The sequence below is a fragment of the Vibrio porteresiae DSM 19223 genome (genome assembly GCF_024347055.1).
In the GTDB taxonomy this organism is placed as follows: Bacteria; Pseudomonadota; Gammaproteobacteria; order Enterobacterales; family Vibrionaceae; genus Vibrio; species Vibrio porteresiae.
The window spans coordinates 1,211,605-1,228,145 of the sequence record NZ_AP024895.1 but is presented as its reverse complement, the minus strand read 5'-3'; the positions used below and the strand labels follow the sequence as shown (position 1 = coordinate 1,228,145).

General features: G+C 45.4%; 15 protein-coding genes. 8 read left to right on the top strand and 7 right to left on the bottom strand.

The window, feature by feature from the left end:
- Positions 1 to 104: 104 nt before the first annotated feature.
- Positions 105 to 2,486, top strand: a complete 2,382-nt coding sequence (locus OCV11_RS05745) for a beta-glucosidase (protein ID WP_261895593.1) — start codon at positions 105 to 107, stop codon at positions 2,484 to 2,486.
- 279 nt (positions 2,487 to 2,765) lie between these two features.
- Positions 2,766 to 5,144 (top strand): glycoside hydrolase family 3 C-terminal domain-containing protein, encoded by a 2,379-nt coding sequence (locus tag OCV11_RS05740; RefSeq protein ID WP_261895590.1) that lies wholly within the window; start codon positions 2,766 to 2,768, stop codon positions 5,142 to 5,144.
- 89 nt (positions 5,145 to 5,233) lie between these two features.
- On the opposite strand, the gene OCV11_RS05735 is transcribed toward OCV11_RS05740, so the two are convergent.
- Both OCV11_RS05735 and OCV11_RS05730 read right to left on the bottom strand, forming a co-directional pair.
- The gene (locus tag OCV11_RS05735) at positions 5,234 to 6,553 is read right to left on the bottom strand and encodes a leucine-rich repeat-containing protein kinase family protein (protein WP_261895589.1); all 1,320 of its coding nucleotides are present in this window, start codon (positions 6,551 to 6,553) and stop codon (positions 5,234 to 5,236) included.
- A 212-nt stretch (positions 6,554 to 6,765) separates the two neighbouring features.
- Positions 6,766 to 8,535 (bottom strand): hypothetical protein, encoded by a 1,770-nt coding sequence (locus tag OCV11_RS05730; protein WP_261895588.1) that lies wholly within the window; start codon positions 8,533 to 8,535, stop codon positions 6,766 to 6,768.
- 346 nt (positions 8,536 to 8,881) lie between these two features.
- Here OCV11_RS05730 and OCV11_RS05725 point away from each other — a divergent pair, with 346 nt between their 5' ends.
- The 3 genes from OCV11_RS05725 to lpdD all read left to right on the top strand — a co-directional run bounded on the left by OCV11_RS05725 (position 8,882) and on the right by lpdD (position 10,994).
- Positions 8,882 to 9,322, top strand: a complete 441-nt coding sequence (locus OCV11_RS05725; RefSeq protein WP_261895586.1) for a hypothetical protein — start codon at positions 8,882 to 8,884, stop codon at positions 9,320 to 9,322.
- A gap of 138 nt (positions 9,323 to 9,460) precedes the next feature.
- Positions 9,461 to 10,501 (top strand): helix-turn-helix transcriptional regulator, encoded by a 1,041-nt coding sequence (locus OCV11_RS05720; protein WP_261895585.1) that lies wholly within the window; start codon positions 9,461 to 9,463, stop codon positions 10,499 to 10,501.
- A 103-nt stretch (positions 10,502 to 10,604) separates the two neighbouring features.
- On the top strand, positions 10,605 to 10,994 hold the full coding sequence (lpdD, locus tag OCV11_RS05715; RefSeq protein ID WP_261895584.1) for a prenylated flavin chaperone LpdD: 390 nt from the start codon (positions 10,605 to 10,607) through the stop codon (positions 10,992 to 10,994).
- Here lpdD and OCV11_RS05710 read toward each other — a convergent pair.
- The gene (locus tag OCV11_RS05710) at positions 10,991 to 11,416 is read right to left on the bottom strand and encodes a MarR family winged helix-turn-helix transcriptional regulator (RefSeq protein ID WP_261895582.1); all 426 of its coding nucleotides are present in this window, start codon (positions 11,414 to 11,416) and stop codon (positions 10,991 to 10,993) included. The genes lpdD and OCV11_RS05710 overlap by 4 nt on opposite strands.
- A gap of 205 nt (positions 11,417 to 11,621) precedes the next feature.
- Between OCV11_RS05710 and OCV11_RS05705 the strand changes: the two genes are divergently transcribed.
- From OCV11_RS05705 to OCV11_RS05695, 3 genes are read left to right on the top strand one after another with little or no spacing between them, the layout of a single operon-like run.
- Complete coding sequence (locus OCV11_RS05705; protein WP_261895580.1) at positions 11,622 to 12,203, top strand: non-oxidative hydroxyarylic acid decarboxylases subunit B; 582 nt, start codon at positions 11,622 to 11,624, stop codon at positions 12,201 to 12,203.
- A 19-nt stretch (positions 12,204 to 12,222) separates the two neighbouring features.
- Positions 12,223 to 13,662 carry a non-oxidative hydroxyarylic acid decarboxylases subunit C gene (locus tag OCV11_RS05700; RefSeq protein ID WP_261895578.1) on the top strand — a complete coding sequence of 480 codons (1,440 nt, stop codon included), beginning with the start codon at positions 12,223 to 12,225 and terminating at the stop codon, positions 13,660 to 13,662.
- The gene (locus OCV11_RS05695; RefSeq protein WP_261895576.1) at positions 13,662 to 13,901 is read left to right on the top strand and encodes a non-oxidative hydroxyarylic acid decarboxylases subunit D; all 240 of its coding nucleotides are present in this window, start codon (positions 13,662 to 13,664) and stop codon (positions 13,899 to 13,901) included. The genes OCV11_RS05700 and OCV11_RS05695 overlap by 1 nt, the downstream gene beginning before the upstream one ends.
- Positions 13,902 to 13,986: 85 nt before the next feature.
- Here OCV11_RS05695 and OCV11_RS05690 read toward each other — a convergent pair whose 3' ends face one another.
- From OCV11_RS05690 to OCV11_RS05675, 4 genes are read right to left on the bottom strand one after another with little or no spacing between them, the layout of a single operon-like run.
- Positions 13,987 to 14,835 (bottom strand): FMN-binding protein, encoded by an 849-nt coding sequence (locus OCV11_RS05690; protein ID WP_261895575.1) that lies wholly within the window; start codon positions 14,833 to 14,835, stop codon positions 13,987 to 13,989.
- Positions 14,836 to 14,869: 34 nt separating this feature from the next.
- Entirely contained in the window at positions 14,870 to 15,310 is a 441-nt protein-coding gene (locus tag OCV11_RS05685; RefSeq protein WP_261895573.1) for a copper chaperone PCu(A)C, read from the bottom strand.
- Between the two features lie 39 nt (positions 15,311 to 15,349).
- Positions 15,350 to 15,841 (bottom strand): TlpA family protein disulfide reductase, encoded by a 492-nt coding sequence (locus OCV11_RS05680; RefSeq protein ID WP_261895571.1) that lies wholly within the window; start codon positions 15,839 to 15,841, stop codon positions 15,350 to 15,352.
- Positions 15,831 to 16,541, bottom strand: a complete 711-nt coding sequence (locus OCV11_RS05675; RefSeq protein ID WP_261895570.1) for an ABC transporter ATP-binding protein — start codon at positions 16,539 to 16,541, stop codon at positions 15,831 to 15,833. The genes OCV11_RS05680 and OCV11_RS05675 overlap by 11 nt, the downstream gene beginning before the upstream one ends.

Here is a 16,541-nt window from a genome sequence, read left to right as displayed (position 1 = left end):
TTTTTCACAGGTAAAGATGTCTCCCTACGCTATCTTTATCGCCTTTCAAAATCTCTTAAACCCTAATTAAATCAATAACAAAAATGCAAATAAAGGATAGAAACATGAAAGTAACTCATTCTCTCTTTACTTTGAGTGCGATTGCGGCTGCCTTATCTTTGGCAACCAGCGTCACGGCTAAGGAAAACCCTCACAGCGATAAAGCGACCAAAATGACCGCCGAAAAAATGGCCACTCAATTGGTTAAACAGATGACCATTAGCGAACGTTTGAGCCTCTTGGTTGGTCCCGGTTATGGTGTTGATGGCACCAATGCATTAAAGAGTGTTTCGGGTACCGCTGGGTATATCAATGGGGTAATCAATAGCGAAACGGGGATCGATTTACCTGCTGCCGTACTCTCTGACGGACCTGCGGGTATTCGTATCGACCCCACTCGCGATGACGATTCAGCCACTTACTATGCAACCGGCTTTCCCGTCGGCACACTGCTCGCTTCCACTTGGGACCCTAAACTGGTCAAAAAAATCGGTACCGCAGTGGGTGAAGAGGCCTACGCTTATGGCGTCGATTTTTGGCTTGCTCCGGGGATGAACATTCAACGTGACCCACTCAACGGACGTAACTTTGAATATTTTTCTGAAGACCCCCTCGTCACTGCCAAGATTGCTGAAGCTGAAATTGACGGGGTTCAATCGCAAGGGGTGGGCGTCACCATCAAACACTTTGTCGCCAATAACTCCGAAACCAACCGCATGAATGTCGATAACATTATCTCCCCTCGTGCGCTGCGTGAAATTTACCTGCGCGGTTTTGAAGATACGGTTGAAAACGCCAATCCCTGGGCTTTGATGACCAGTTACAACAAAGTGAATGGGACATACACTTCTCAACGCTATGATTTGATCACGCAAATTTTACGTGGTGAATGGGGCTTCAGTGGCTTAGTTATGAGTGACTGGTATGCGGGTGACAGTGCTGTTGCCCAAACCCAAGCGGGCAACGATTTGATCCAGCCCGGCGGCACCAATGTGGTTAGTGGTGAAGCCCAGCTTAGCGCCCTAGAAGCCGCGTATGAAGCGGGCGAACTGGATGAAAAAACCATTACAGCGAATGCGATTCATATCGTGACGCAAATGATCAAAACGCCAGCTTATGCCCGTGTTACGCCAAGCAACAATCCAGACCTCGATGCTCATGCCACCCTCTCTAAACAAGTCGCTGAAGCGGGTATGGTGCTGCTGAAAAACGACGGTTCTGCCCTACCGATTGCCAGTGGTAATAACGTTGCTTCGTTCGGTATTGCCCAATACACCACTCGTAAAGGTGGCACCGGCAGTGGCGATGTCAACAGTGCTCATGTGATCAATATTGCCGATGGTTTGGCGTCGCAGTTTACCGTCGACAGCACGTTGCAAAGTCTGTACAGCACTTGGTACACCAATAACCGTACGTCAGAAACGGACTCTTTGGGCGTGAGCACCACTTACTATTGCGATGAACTGACCTTAACCGATGACCAAATCGCTCAAGCCGCGGAAGACGACAACGTTGCCGTGATCAGTATTTCCCGTGTTGCTGGTGAAGGCAGCGATCGCACGGTGACCGCCGGTGACTACTTACTCTCTGAAGATGAAACCAATTTGATTAGCCAAGTTTCTACTGCTTTCCATGAAAAAGGCAAAAAAGTGGTGGTGGTTCTAAATATTCCTGGGGTCATTGATACCGCTTCGTGGCGCGACGATGTTGATGCCATCTTGCTAGCCTATATGCCAGGGCAAGAAGCTGGCTATGCCATCGCCGATATTCTCAGTGGCGTCACCAACCCAAGCGGCAAGCTCGCACAAACCTTCCCGATGGATTATCAAGATGTCCCATCGGCTAATTCGTTTGCCGGAGTCGATACCGATGGTGATGGCACGATCGATACCAACTATTACGATGACGGTATCTTGGTCGGTTATCGTTATTACACCACAAATGATGTACCTGTCGCCTACCCATTTGGTTATGGTCTGTCATACACCAAATTCACCTACAATCGTCCGATTGTGCAACTCAATAGCGTTGGCGACAAAGGACAAAAAGGTCATCTCAAACTGAAAGTAACCGTGGCCAATACCGGAAATACTGCCGGGCAAGAAGTAGCGCAAGTCTATATTTCTGCGCCACAAAATGGCTTAACCAAACCGCGCTATGAACTTAAAGCGTTTGCCAAAACCCACACTCTACAACCGGGCGGAAAACAAACACTGCATTTCACGATTCCAACTCGTTGGTTAGCCAGCTTCGATGCAGCCAATCACCAATGGGTTGTCGCATCCGGTATGTACAAGGCTTATATCAGCCCATCCTCAGATGTTTCTGAGGTCACGCCTTTAACATTTCGGGTTAAAAAAACGGTGATCATTCCAGCTACCGAAGGCGCTCTTGCTCTCCCTGCAGGGATTGAAACCAACGCTACAGGGGGTGTTATCGCGCCATAACGGCTTCTTATATCGTTAAATAAGTTTGGGTCAAATGGGTCATCCAATATCTCTGTTAATAAAGCGATAGAAGGATGACCCAATTCTCATTTCCTACACATTCACCCAAACGATAAAAATTGCACCCATAGGCAAAGAAATCGGTTCCACAATCCGCTTTCATAGAAGGCATTGATAGCACCTAATGCACATGTGCCTACTGAAACGGTATCGCATTAGGCGCTACGAATTTGTGCACGCATGTTTTGGCGTCACGTCGAAAAGCAAAAGGACATTAGAATGAAATACGGTGAACACTATCGGTTAAGTACGGTCGCAGTGGCTGTCTCACTAACTCTTGGAGTTGGTTTGGTCGGTTGTAGCACAACCAGCGAAGATACAGACCAAGCCGCTCGCGCTGCTGCACATGAAATGGTCAGCAAAATGAGCGTCGATGAAAAGCTGAATATTTTGGTTGGTCCCGGCTATGGTAATGATGGTACTAACGCGAAAAACAGTGTGAAAGGGACAGCGGGCTACATCAATGGTGTGAACAACACGGAAGAAGGCATCGACCTTCCTGCGGTCGTATTAGCTGACGGCCCTGCAGGTGTACGTTTAGATGCTACGCGTAAAAATGATCCTAACACCTATCATGCCACCGCGTTTCCTATCGGCGTGTTACTCGCGTCAAGCTGGGATACCAATCTCACCCACAAAGTGGCGGAAAGCATTGGTCAAGAAGCGCGCGCCTACGGTGTCGATTTTTGGCTTGCTCCGGGGATGAATATTCAACGTAACCCTCTCAATGGTCGTAACTTCGAATACTATTCTGAAGATCCATTTGTCACAGCTAAAATCGCCGAATCCATTACTCGAGGCGTACAAGAAGAAGGTATTGGTGTCACTATCAAGCACTTTATTGCCAATAACTCTGAAACCAACCGTCGTACCGTCAATAACATCATCTCTCCGCGTGCGCTGCGTGAAATCTATCTGCGTGGCTTTGAAGATACCGTTGAAACTGCCCAGCCGTGGGCAATTATGTCCTCTTACAACAAGGTAAATGGGACGTACACTGCGCAACGCTATGACTTGTTGACCGATGTGCTGCGCAATGAATGGGGCTTTAACGGCTTAGTGATGAGTGACTGGTTCGCTGGTGATAATTCCGTTGAAATGATCAATGCCGGGAATGACAGCATTCAGCCGGGCGGCATCAATATGGTCACCAAAGAGAAACAGTTGCAAGCTCTGCAACAAGGCTACAAAGAAGGCAGGCTTAAAGACGCAGAGATCAATCTCAGCGCAGAGCGTATTGTCACTCAAATGCTCAAAACCCCTGCGGCACAAAATCAGCCTTTAACTAACCATCCCAACTTGTCGACCAATGCCAATGTTTCGCGGTACGCAGCAGAGCAAGGCATGATTTTGCTGAAAAACCACCAGCAAGCTCTGCCACTCAAAGCTAACCAACCTGTCGCCATGTTTGGTATTGCTCAGCAACTCACCCAAAAAGGGGGAACTGGCAGTGGCGACGTTCACCCTGATCATTTAGTGACGATTACTGAAGGGCTGTCTGAACAGTTTAAAGTCGATGCTAAGCTGCAAAACACCTATCAAACTTGGTATGCAGCCCATCGAGTAGAACATACTGACCAGTTTGGCATCAGTAAAACGTACACCTGTGAGGAGCCCAAACTCACAGCAACCCAATTGACTAATGCCGCAAAAACAAATGACGCCGCGGTTATCACCATTTCTCGTATGGCGGGTGAAGGCACCGACCGCACCGTGACCAAAGGCGACTATCTACTGACCAACGATGAAACCGCGCTGATTAACAATGTCTCTAAAGCATTCCATGCAGCGGATAAAAAAGTCATCGTCGTGCTCAATATTCCGGGTGTTATCGACACCTCATGGAGTAACAAAGTCGACAGCATCCTGCTTGCGTATATGCCTGGGGAGGAAGCAGGTTATGCTGTTGCCAATATTCTCTCAGGCAAAACCAACCCAAGTGGTAAGCTAACTCAAACCTTCCCACTCAACTACAATGACGTTCCTTCCGCTCAATCGTTCTTTGGTAGTGATACCAATGGCGATGGTGAAATCGACACCAACTATTACAACGAAGGGATCATGGTAGGCTATCGCTACTACACTACAGCCAACAAGCCGGTTGCGTATCCGTTTGGTTATGGTCTCTCTTACACCAACTTCCAATACGATGATGCGAAAGTGACCGTCAATACACTGGATAAAGCGGGAGCAAAAGGACAAGTGTCGTTGTCAGCCAGCATTGCAAACATTGGTAAATTGGCTGGGAAAGAGGTTGCTGAAGTCTATATCAGTGCGCCGCAAGGCAAGTTGGTAAAACCAGCGATTGAATTGAAAGCCTTTGCTAAAACCACCGCGTTACAACCAGGTGAAAAAGAGTCTCTATCTTTCGATATTCCCGCCAAATGGCTTGCTAGCTTTGATGCGAAGGCCAACCAATGGGTTATCGAACCCGGAGAGTATCAAGCGTATATCGCCCCATCGTCTGATGTAACTGGCATTGAACCGGTGAAATTCACCGTGAAGAAAGCGGTTTTCATCGCACAAACCACACCAAACGCATTAGCGCTACCTGTGGGTTATAAAGTTGATGCCACTGGCTGTATTGAAGTTAAATAATTGACATGAGAAATGAAAAACCCCGTGTTTTATCGCGCGGGGTTTTGCTTTCGCATGGGACGTTTCACTTCAAACGAAAGAGCTTTGAATTAGCGGTAACTAAGCTCTTTTAACTGCTCGCCAATCTGTGCCAAATTGGGTCTTGCCATCATCTCTGGTTGCAAGCAGGAGGCAATTAACGCATTGATTTCTAAAAGCCCCTCAGTAGATAACTCTGCACAACGTTCGCTCAGCTCTTGCAATAAATAGCCAAACGCTCGTACTTCCAGTCGTTGTAATTTAGACGCTATTGTTACATCGGCAACATCGAAAAATGACGCAGCACCATAATCGCTAAGCAAAGCCTCACCGCTAGGGGTCACCAAAATATTGTGCGCATATAGGTCACCATGCATCACACCTTGCTGATGAAGATGATGCGCCCCATCAGCAATACTTATTGCCAGTTTAAATAGCGCCGCCGCAGAAAAATGCACATCTGCTTGATAAACATCACGCGTACAAGATTCAAGACTTGGTGGACCCGCTAGGTTATCGAATTTTGCAGGAATCAACTTCATCACTAAGCCATCACTACCTTCGGGATGGTGGTGAATGCGTCCTAACGTCTGGGTAAGCGCTCGATGCTGCCCTGCTTTCATCGTCGATGCCATTTCACACAGCGGCAACCCATCACTGGTCATCGCCCCTTTAAATAGCTTCACCGCAACAGGATAAGAAGTGTCAGAGTGCATCCAGTTGGCACGATAAATTAATCCGGAAGCGCCCTCACCCAGTAATTCGCCAATGTCTAGCTGCTGCCAATCAATCTCAGCCATGTTCAGCGCCAGCGCTTGTTGCTCAAGTGGCGCAGAAAAAGGATTGCCCGCATAAGCAAGCCAAGTCAACCTAGGTAAAGCCAGTAACCACTCAGGTAAACACGTCAGTTTGTTTGCCGCTACGCGAATTAATTCTAAACGCTGGCAAGAGGCTAATGCGTCTGGCAAAGATGTGAGCTGATTTCCTGCCAACATCAGTTTTTGCAAGTGTGCGCAATCGCCAATGCTCTTTGGAAGTGATGCAATACAGTTATCGGTCAAAATAAGCCAGCGCAGGTTAACCGGCAAAGCGTCAGCGGGTACATCAACAATCTGGTTGGCTTTAAACCCTACCATACTTAATGAGGGGCAACGACCTAACACGGCAGGTAACTGAGTGAATTGATTTTGCGAACAGAAAATGACTTTAAGCTTTGTGAGTTGGTCCAGATCCTCAGGAAGCGTAGTGAGCTCATTACCCGTAAGATCAAGAATTTCCAACGTATCCGCTAACGAAAAAATCTCGCGAGGGAACTCCGTCAACCCACAGCAAAGCTTTAACCGACGAATCCCTTGTAACGCCCCAGAGCGCAGTTGTTCAAGTGTATGCATTATCAACTCAATCAAAAGAAGCTCTGCTAAAGCAAGCTTCAAAATTCCAAAACGCTGGCATTATAACGAAAAGTGGGAGGATGGGTAATTGATCGGATGAGTTAAGGGTTATCCGTTTAAAGTCAATACTAGTAACAAAGTTCACCAATAACTCTTTTAGTATCATGCTCTTCTCCCCCAAATAAGGGGAAGAAGAAGGCATATGAAAAACGTTATGACTTATAGTAGTTTTGTGCAGGATAAAATTGGTTATCACCTTTATGTTTATAATCTTTAAACAAATAATAACTATCGGTATTTACATCATGAACAACAAGGTCATCATTTCGCCATTCACTAGTGACATCGCCAGAGACTTGCTTACCATCGACATAAAGCCAGTATGATTGACCATCACTGCGCCAAACGTTGCTAATCAACTTAGCCGGGCGAATTTTGTTATCCGATTTATGTTTGTAGTCTTCAAGTAAATAGTACTTATCTGTTTTCCCATCGTGAACAAACAGATCATTGCCTAACAACTTGTTGGTCACATCACCGGATATAAGCTTACCATTGACATAGACCCAATAAGATTCACCATTACTGCGCCATAGATTTTTTACTAACTTAGCCGGTCTCATTTTTTCATCTAAGTTATGCTTAAAGTCTTTAAGCAAATAGTAATCTTCACTTTTAAGATCATGTACAAGCAAATCATTATCGAGAAACTCACTTGTGACTGAGCTATCACCAGATATCAGCTTTCCGTCTACATAAAGCCAATACAGATCACTTTCACCTTTCCAAAAGGCTCCGCTTTTCCCGCGCCAAAGAAAATTGATATTCTTGGCCGGACGCAATTTATCATCAATTCTATAAGTATAATCTTCTAATAAATAATACTTGCCCGTACTTAACTGATTCACGAATAGATCATGTCCAATCAGTTCACTGATTGTTCCACCATTACTCGATATGTCTTTACCATCGACATAAAGCCAATATGATTTTCCGTCCCCCTTCCATTCGATGGCGAAGTGATTTTCTTTTGGCTTTGTTGCTAACAACTTTTCTTTTTCGTGGTTCTTTTGTGCCACGATTTTTTGTTCTTTATCCTTTTTATCGGAATCCAATAGTTGGCTATATTTCCCAGCTAGTTGCAATTGAATTGCATAACGAAGATCTTTACGTATTTCTGATGGAAAATTAGGCTTTACATTCGCCTTCATTTTGTAGAAGTACGTTTCTGTTTCATTCTCACCTTGGCCTGAATAGGAGTGCCAAGATTTCAGCTCGGTAGAAGATACAATCGAAGCATTTACTTTTCTCTCAATAACATCCTTCTGAATTTTGAAGTTCTTCATCTCTGTTACAGAGTTTATAAAAATACTAGAACCTTGTTCTATTGCTCTACGTTCTGCATCTTGTTGAGCTTTTTCACGACATTGTCTACGAGTCTCATCGTCACCACAGTTATGAGTTCCTTCGACAGTAACTTCACGAACTTCCTCATAGTTCTTAATTTTCTCAGATAGTTTTGAATCTATGACTTGGTTAGCCTTTTCAATGTATTGTTTTACACTGTTTTCATAATCTTGATTAGCAGCCTCAAGCTCGATAGAAAGGCGTGAAAGTTGCTCTTTATTGTCAGATAACGCATTTTTTGATTCTTTTAATACAGCGTAGTTATCATCACGCTCTTTACGGCCAGCTGCGAGAGGTCCATTAATAGAACCTGGATTTTTATCATCTATCTTTAATAATTCTTGAAGCTTTTCTCTGCTCTGGGCGTATTTATTGAGGGCAAAATCTGCGGATTGTTCTGCATTCTTAAGTTCTATCTGTTTTTTTTCAAACTTATTCGTCAATATTTGATAAGCGATGCTAGACTTTTCCATCGCCTTTTCTAAAGCATCTAAGTTCGAAGCAGATGCAGCATAACAACCAAAAACAAATCCGAAAGAACAAAGAGCGCCTAAATAAACCTTGCCAAATTTCATGTATATTTATCCAATACAAAATGATTTACATATGAATAATATGATAAAGTTACCACTCAAACATATTGATTACAATTGACTTTAGGCATCTAAACTCACACAAAAAAATTTATCTCAGCGGTGTTGGCAATGGCAACTTTTAAACTAAGCTTTTGTAACACGCATTATTCACACTTCAACAACCTATTATTTTCATTTCCAAGTGCTCAATTGACTTTATAATAAGAAATTATGATTACAAATTTGCAGTATATACAATCGGTAATCAGGCTTATTAAGAGAGATCTAATATACACAGTTCTCCCTGATACGGTTTTTTGATTGCATAAATAGATAGCTATTTATTATGAAAAAATTTCATTTTCTCTTTTTATCAATTGTTTTCCTATTATCTGCTTGTGTCAATGATGCTAGCATTTCAAACACAGTAGAGAAAAAACAAATTAAAGAGCAATTACCAGCTTGGGTCTTTGCACCTTTCGTGAAGGGTTACACGACCGTGGTAGGTGTAGCACCACCACAGCAAGACAATAATAAAAGACTACAAATGCTAGCAGCAGAGTTGGATGCTCAAGCCGAATTATCAAAGCAAGCAGTATCATTTATTGATGATTCAACGCAAATAACAGAACACCTTCGCGATGGTATTTTTCACTCAAACATCGAAACGAATACTAAAGAGATATCAATTCAAAACTTGGATCTAGGTAAAGCAAAGATTCTCAAACAATGGGTATCAAAGGACAAGACGCTGTATATTTTGTATGGCTTGCCTTCTCTCAAGTAGCAGATCGCCCAAATCTTAACTAACTATTGGCGCCCAAGTGAAACCGGTTGCATTTTGCGTGGTTAGTCATGGTTTCACTTTTCTCCATTTGTTCGCATGGTCAAACAATCGTAGATTACTGACAACAAGAGTGACGAAATGGAGGAGATCGTGGGTACCTGTACCAATTGGATTGCGAGAGACATTCTGCGTTTTTTCGACGAGAAAGGGATAGCTGTTGAACCGATTCTCCATCACTCAGGAATTGTGCGCTGCGAGCTGGAACGCCCTGAAGGTCGCCTGACACAAGACCAATATGCCAAATTGCTCAAGTCCTTAACCCGCTATACTTCTCAGTACTATGATTACTTGATGGTCAAGCAGCAACAGTCTGAATATCTTCAATTTCTCTACAGTCAATCACCAGATTTGCTCGGATTATGTCTCAATAGCCCTGATGTTGAGCACTGCCTGCAGCACTTTTTCGCCCATCGTAGTCTGATTGAAAATACCAACCAAATTGAGATCGAATGTTACCCACAAGCGTGGCATTTAAACGTGGTGAGCAGCGGCTGTAACGAGAGCAACACTCTTGCCGCCATCAGTTACTTTATTCTGATCTATGAATTGCTGCACAACTACACACCCGTACCTAAAGTGACCATTTACTTGCCATTGAGCAGCACCGCTTATCAATCGAAACTGGCTACCGCGTTTGACAACCAATGCGTTTATCATGCCGGAACGACCCAAATAGTCATCGACCAAAGCACACTTATCACCCAACATCCCTACTGGAATGCCACGCTTTATGCGCTGCAGTTGGAACGTGTAGCACGGCTTAATACGTCGTTAGATGAACAAACCTCTTGGCGACAAAATGTGATTGAGCAGATTGAAAGACAGTTGGGTAATCAGAGCTCAACACCGGAGACCCATTTACTTCACCAAGTCTGTTTTGAATTGAAAGTCAGCCGCTGGACGCTGAATTTGCGTTTAAAAGAGGAGCAGACCAGCTTTACAGAGCTAGTCAAAAAGGTGCGTGTTGATAAAGCCTGTGAACTACTGACGCAAACCAATTTGTCCCTTTTAGATATTAGCGATCAACTCGGCTTTTCTTCTCAAGCGGTCTTTTCGCGCTTTTTTAAAACCGCGCTCAACCGCACTCCGCTTGCCTACCGTAATGGACACCAAGGGTAACTTCAGTTTCTATTCACAGACTTAGGGAAAAAATTCTCTAGAGAGCAGAATTAGTTACGTGCTAGCATGTATTTTGTTCGCATACGATTAAGGAGAACCTATCATGTCGCATCAAGCCATGATTGAATTGTCAGGGGAACGAGCAGGTTTTTCTGTTTGCTTTCAAGGTATTAAAGTGGGAAGCGATCTGGTGACGATTGTATCCGGTGGCGATAAAGCTCACATCGGAGCGACAGCATTGGCGCAACCGAGACCCAGTTTGAAAAACTCAGAGAAGATCAGTGCATCGACCTCCGTTCTCTGTGTGATGGGCCATAAAGAAGACATGTTAGCGCACCATTTGGCACAAACACTCGCGTCGCATCTCAACTGTGTGGTGAGTGTGAGCTGCGGCATCCACATGGATAATGCAGATGCGCAGCAAATCAAAAGCATTCAGTCCCTAGTAACAGAACTACTTGATCAATTTATCCTTAAACTGAAACTGCACTAGTCCTCTTTCGGGCCATAAATCATGGTTTTGAGGATACGAATAAACGCGTCGCGATCCTCTGGCTCAATGCGCTGCAAAAATACATCATCCACTTTATTCGCTAATGAAGTGGATGCTTCAAGCTGAGCTTGCCCCTCTTCGGTGAGATACACAAAACGACGACGTTTGTCCGTCTCTCCTTGCTCGCGATAGATCAACCCACGTTTTTCCATACGACCTAGCATTTCAGCCAAGGTGGCTTTGGTGGTGACCGAGGCCCCCATTAACTCCACTTGCTCGATGCCTGGTTGATCGGCGATAGCGCGCATTACGGAGTGCTGAGGTTTAGTCAAATTGGGCATTTCGCTTTGCCATGCGGCAGTATGCTCTTGCATTAGCTTACGCAACAAGTGAAATGCAACATGATCTAATTTGGAATACATATCCGCTTACTACTCATACGTGATTGATAACTTTCGACACTTTACCATAAGTTGTTGCTAAATTTTGTTACCAAATCTGAAAACATGAGTTGAAATTATAATTCGTGCACGATCTTTAACTTTTATGAACTATTGAACATTCGTTTCAATGAGCGTACATTTACCCACAATGTTCGTGTACGAACTTAAATTAGCAAGAGGTAATATGAAACTAGTTGTTGGAATGACCGGCGCGACTGGAGCGCCACTAGGGGTCGCTTTACTAGAAGCCCTAGCCGCTATCCCAGAAGTTGAAACCCATTTAGTGATGTCACGTTGGGCGAAAACCACCATTGAACTAGAGACTCCGTACACGGCGAAAGATGTCGCCGCCCTCGCAGATGTGACTTATAGCTCGGCTGACCAAGCCGCTGCCATCTCTTCAGGGTCGTTTCGCACCGATGGGATGATCATCATCCCCTGCAGCATGAAGACCTTAGCGGGAATTCGCGCCGGATACGCCGATGGATTAGTAGGACGAGCAGCTGATGTGATCATCAAGGAAAATCGCAAATTAGTCCTTGTCCCTCGTGAAACCCCTTTGAGTACCATCCACCTCGAAAACATGCTCGCTTTAGCCCAAAAGGGCGTCACCATGATTCCTCCCATGCCAGCTTGGTATAACCATCCCGAAACCATCGACGACATCAAAAACCATATTGTTGCCCGCGTGCTGGACCAATTTAACTTGGATTTCCCCAAAGCCAAACGCTGGCAAGGTCTATCCGACGGCAATAATTTAGATTAACCATCCAAGGAGAATAACGATGGCATATGATGATTTACGCAGTTTTCTGCACGCCTTAAACGAGCACGGACAACTGCTGCCTATCACCGAACAAGTTAAAGCTGAACCGGATATCGCCGCGGCAGCAAATGCGACGGGGCGTATTGGTGAAGGCGCTCCAGCATTGATGTTCAATAACATCGAAGGTTTCAACAATGCCCAAGTAGCTATGAACACCATTGGCTCTTGGCAAAACCACGCGATTTCTCTGGGCTTGGCACCCAACACACCAGTGAAAGAGCAGATTGCCGAATTGATTCGCCGTTGGGACAAATACCCTATTGCTCCAGAACGTCGTGCCAATCCACCATGGGCAGAAAATACCCTTGAAGGTGAAGACGTTAACCTATTTGACGTATTGCCACTGTTCCGCCTCAATGACGGTGACGGCGGTTTCTATTTGGATAAAGCTTGTACCATCTCTCGCGACCCATCCGATCCTGACAACTTTGGTAAACAAAACGTCGGCATCTACCGTATGGAAGTGAAAGGCAAACGCAAGTTGGCGCTGCAACCCATTCCAATGCACGACATTGCGATTCACCTCAACAAAGCGGAAGAGCGTGGTGAAGATTTACCCATCGCTATCTCACTAGGTAACGAACCTATGATTACCTTGATGGGGGCGACGCCTCTAAGATATGACCAATCTGAATATGAGATGGCTGGCGCGCTACGTGAAAAACCTTATCCGATCGCTACAGCGCCTCTCACTGGTTTTGATGTGCCATGGGGATCTGAAGTGATTCTTGAAGGGGTGATTGAAGGTCGCGTGCGTGAAATCGAAGGTCCATTTGGCGAGTTTACTGGGCACTACTCTGGTGGTCGTAACATGACCGTAGTGCGCATCGACAAAATCTCTTACCGCACTAATCCAATTTTCGAATCGCTCTATTTAGGTATGCCGTGGACGGAAATTGACTACTTGATTGGTCCGGTCACTTGTGTGCCTCTATACCAACAGCTCAAAGCAGAATTCCCTGAAGTACAAGCGGTTAACGCTATGTACACTCACGGCCTGCTAGCAATCATTTCAACCAAAAAACGCTTTGGCGGCTTTGCTCGTGCAGTCGGCATGCGCGCGATGACGACACCACACGGTTTAGGTTACGTGAAAATGGTCATCATGGTGGATGAAGATGTCGACCCATTCGATTTGCAACAGGTGATGTGGGCAATGTCATCCAAAGTGAACCCTGCTGGCGACTTAGTTCAGCTGCCTAATATGTCGGTTCTTGAACTTGATCCTGGTTCATCACCTGCAGGTATCACAGATAAATTGATCATTGATGCCACCACACCGGTTGCTCCAGATAACCGCGGCCATTACAGCCAGCCAGTGAAAGATTTGCCAGAAACCAAAGCTTGGGTCAGCAAACTGACTGAGATGATCGCCAAACAAAAACAGGAGAGAAAATAATGATTTGTCCACGTTGCGGAGAAGACCACATCGAAGTACTTGCCACCTCCCCTGTTGCAAATGTCTGGGAAGTGTATCAATGCCAACATTGTCTCTATACTTGGCGCTCAACTGAACCTTTACGTCGCACTAGCCGTGAACACTACCCTGACGCTTTCAAAATCACTCAAGAAGATATTGATAACGCGCCAGTCGTACCAAGTATTCCGCCACTACTGCCAGAGTTTCAAAACCGCTAAGTGGCATTAGATTTGCCACTACACTTGAAAATTGAGCATCAAAAAAGGCAGCCTAGCTGCCTTTTTTCAACCAATAATAACGAGATTAGGATTGTGTGGTATTAAGCTGCTTAAGAATCGGACCGTATCCCTCATCACCTAACCAATAATTAATGATGTGCTCGACACGTTGACTGGTGTTGGTTGCACCTGTAATACCATCAATCGTGTACTCATCTAACTGATTTGGGTTTGCGGTAGAAGTGTCGGTGCTTTTGTTTTCTGAACTGTTGTTTTCCACTCTAGCAGGCTGAACAATCTTTAACGCAGGTTGAGAATCTTTTAGCGCCAATTTGCCCACAAACTGTTGGAGCCAAACCCTATCCGTCATGATGTGCCCACCGAGCGCGGGGGTTTCCCCTTGCTGATAGAAACGAACCTTAGCAAATTGTCCCGTAGCCAAATGCAACGCGACAAAGCCTTTGAGATACGAAAGATACCCTTGTCCTTCAATCGGCAAGATGACCACATCGCTATTATGGACTCGATAAATGATCTGCTGACTTGGCTTGTTAGTGAGTCCAGCGGGATTGTCGGTTGAGCTCAGCTCAATCGTGGTGACTTTATCTTGTTGTAACGCTTGCTGATATTGACTGATAGCGCTGACTGAATTAGTCACAGTATGTTGCGTGAAATCCACCAGCATAGGTTCAAGGTGCGTGGCGATGATTTTGCTCGCGCTGTCATGAATTTGGTCTAAATCGGCCACTTCCAACAGGGTTCGCTTGTCATCCTTTAGCACCAATTGAGTCTCCGACTTTTTCGCCGCAGCTCCCTTAACGATAGTGCTAGACGCATCGACCGCTTGGTTAGACTGACTGGCTTTGTCAAAACACCCCGTCAACAACAGTGTGCTGGGTAAAAGAGCGGCGACAAGAAGATGTGTTTTTTTCATAACCATTCTCAAAAATAGCTGGGTGAAAAGAAAATCAATGAAGATGCATAGGGACAACACGGGCGATCACATTCACTGCCCCTTGATTGGTCACTAAGGTGAGCGGAACCAATTCGCCCTGTTTCAGCGGTCGCAATAAGCCCATCAACATGATATGCGCCGTATTGGGTGTTAAGGCGAGTTGCTGATGAGGCTTGACGGTAATTTGCGCAATCGGCTGCATGACACGTTGCCCACCTTCAAACACAGTCTCATGCAACATAATGTGTTTAAACAATTTTCCCTGAACCTTAGTAATCACTAGTGGCTGGTCGGTGTGATTGTAAATCGTCATTTTGGAGCCAGTCGCCGAAGCGCCATTTTGTGGCAAAAAAATCTCCGCTTGCCCAACTTCAACATCGACACTTTGCGCTGTCGCCGCGCCAGAAAAAACACTGACCAGCAACATCAGTAAACCACACAGTAACCGATGCACACACGGTATATCCTCTACCTGACTAAGCACTTTTCCTTCCTACTTTAAAATGGCATTAACATAGCGATCAAAATCCATACCCGGTGAATAACCGATGTGCTGCTCACGAAGCACGCCATGGCGATCAATAAAAAAGGTGGTGGGCGTTGCGACCACTTGATAACGCTCTTGGGTAATACCCAATTGATCCAAACCTAACGGCAAATCAACACCCAGCTTGTCGGCAAATGCGGGTAAATCATCAGGAAAAGGGGGAATGCCCACACCAATAAAGCGAATCTTACCTGGATGCGCCGCCACATAATCTTGCCACGCTTTCATCATCACCAAACACGCGCCGCAGGTCGATGACCAGAACTCGACGACCACCGGCTGACCTTGAGCTTCGTCTAAGGTCATCTTGTTTTTCTGGTTATCCAGCACAGCTAAGTCTGGTGCAGGTTGACCAATCGCTAACGTTTGTTCTTTGCAGCCACTGATCGCCAACATCGCGACCAGTAAGCTTACCCATCCCAGCCGCTTAAGCGTCATTCATCCGCTCCTCACCGATGTATTTGCCATGCTGCAGACGAATGATGCGATCGGTGTAGCGCCCCAAATCAGGGTTATGGGTCACCATGATGATGGTACGATTTTGCTCATGCAGACGCTTAAAAATATCCAGTACAATCTGCTCGTTCGCTTCGTCAAGGTTACCTGTCGGTTCATCGGCAAACAGAATCGGACATTCATTAACTAAGGCGCGCGCGATACAAACGCGCTGTTGTTCACCACCCGAGAGTTGACTTGGCAGGTGATCAATACGATGCCCCAGCCCAACTTCCTCTAACACTTTGACTGCTGCGTCTTTATCGGTCACGCTGTGGTAGTGCTGCGCCAGCATGACGTTTTCTAACGCAGTAAGGTATGGAATCAAGTGGAACTGTTGGAACAGTAAGCCAATTTTTTCGGCGCGAAAAGCACGTCGACCATCTTCATCAAGGCTCGCGGCATCCTGCCCATCCAGAATCACCTGTCCTTCGGTCGCGGTATCTAAGCAACTGAGAATGTTCATTAACGTGGTTTTACCAGAGCCAGAGGCACCCATGATGGCCACAAATTCCCCTTTGCGAATCGAAATATTGATGTTGTCGAGGGCGCTGACTTGGTCGAAGCGTTTGCACAACCCTTTCGTTTCAATGGCAAATTCACTTTCAATAGCTAGTTCGTTCTTCATAGCTAATGCAGTCAT

Bases quoted from the DNA above. Each gene is read 5' to 3' on its own strand.
- OCV11_RS05700 (WP_261895578.1), top strand. From the start codon at position 12,223: ATGGCATATGATGATTTACGCAGTTTTCTGCACGCCTTAAACGAGCAC.
- OCV11_RS05690 (WP_261895575.1), bottom strand. From the start codon at position 14,835: ATGAAAAAAACACATCTTCTTGTCGCCGCTCTTTTACCCAGCACACTG.
- OCV11_RS05680 (WP_261895571.1), bottom strand. From the start codon at position 15,841: ATGACGCTTAAGCGGCTGGGATGGGTAAGCTTACTGGTCGCGATGTTG.
- OCV11_RS05725 (WP_261895586.1), top strand. From the start codon at position 8,882: ATGAAAAAATTTCATTTTCTCTTTTTATCAATTGTTTTCCTATTATCT.
- lpdD (WP_261895584.1), top strand. From the start codon at position 10,605: ATGTCGCATCAAGCCATGATTGAATTGTCAGGGGAACGAGCAGGTTTT.
- OCV11_RS05710 (WP_261895582.1), bottom strand. From the start codon at position 11,416: ATGTATTCCAAATTAGATCATGTTGCATTTCACTTGTTGCGTAAGCTA.
- OCV11_RS05705 (WP_261895580.1), top strand. From the start codon at position 11,622: ATGAAACTAGTTGTTGGAATGACCGGCGCGACTGGAGCGCCACTAGGG.
- OCV11_RS05675 (WP_261895570.1), bottom strand. From the start codon at position 16,541: ATGACTGCATTAGCTATGAAGAACGAACTAGCTATTGAAAGTGAATTT.
- OCV11_RS05695 (WP_261895576.1), top strand. From the start codon at position 13,662: ATGATTTGTCCACGTTGCGGAGAAGACCACATCGAAGTACTTGCCACC.
- OCV11_RS05720 (WP_261895585.1), top strand. From the start codon at position 9,461: ATGGAGGAGATCGTGGGTACCTGTACCAATTGGATTGCGAGAGACATT.
- OCV11_RS05745 (WP_261895593.1), top strand. From the start codon at position 105: ATGAAAGTAACTCATTCTCTCTTTACTTTGAGTGCGATTGCGGCTGCC.
- OCV11_RS05740 (WP_261895590.1), top strand. From the start codon at position 2,766: ATGAAATACGGTGAACACTATCGGTTAAGTACGGTCGCAGTGGCTGTC.
- OCV11_RS05735 (WP_261895589.1), bottom strand. From the start codon at position 6,553: ATGCATACACTTGAACAACTGCGCTCTGGGGCGTTACAAGGGATTCGT.
- OCV11_RS05730 (WP_261895588.1), bottom strand. From the start codon at position 8,535: ATGAAATTTGGCAAGGTTTATTTAGGCGCTCTTTGTTCTTTCGGATTT.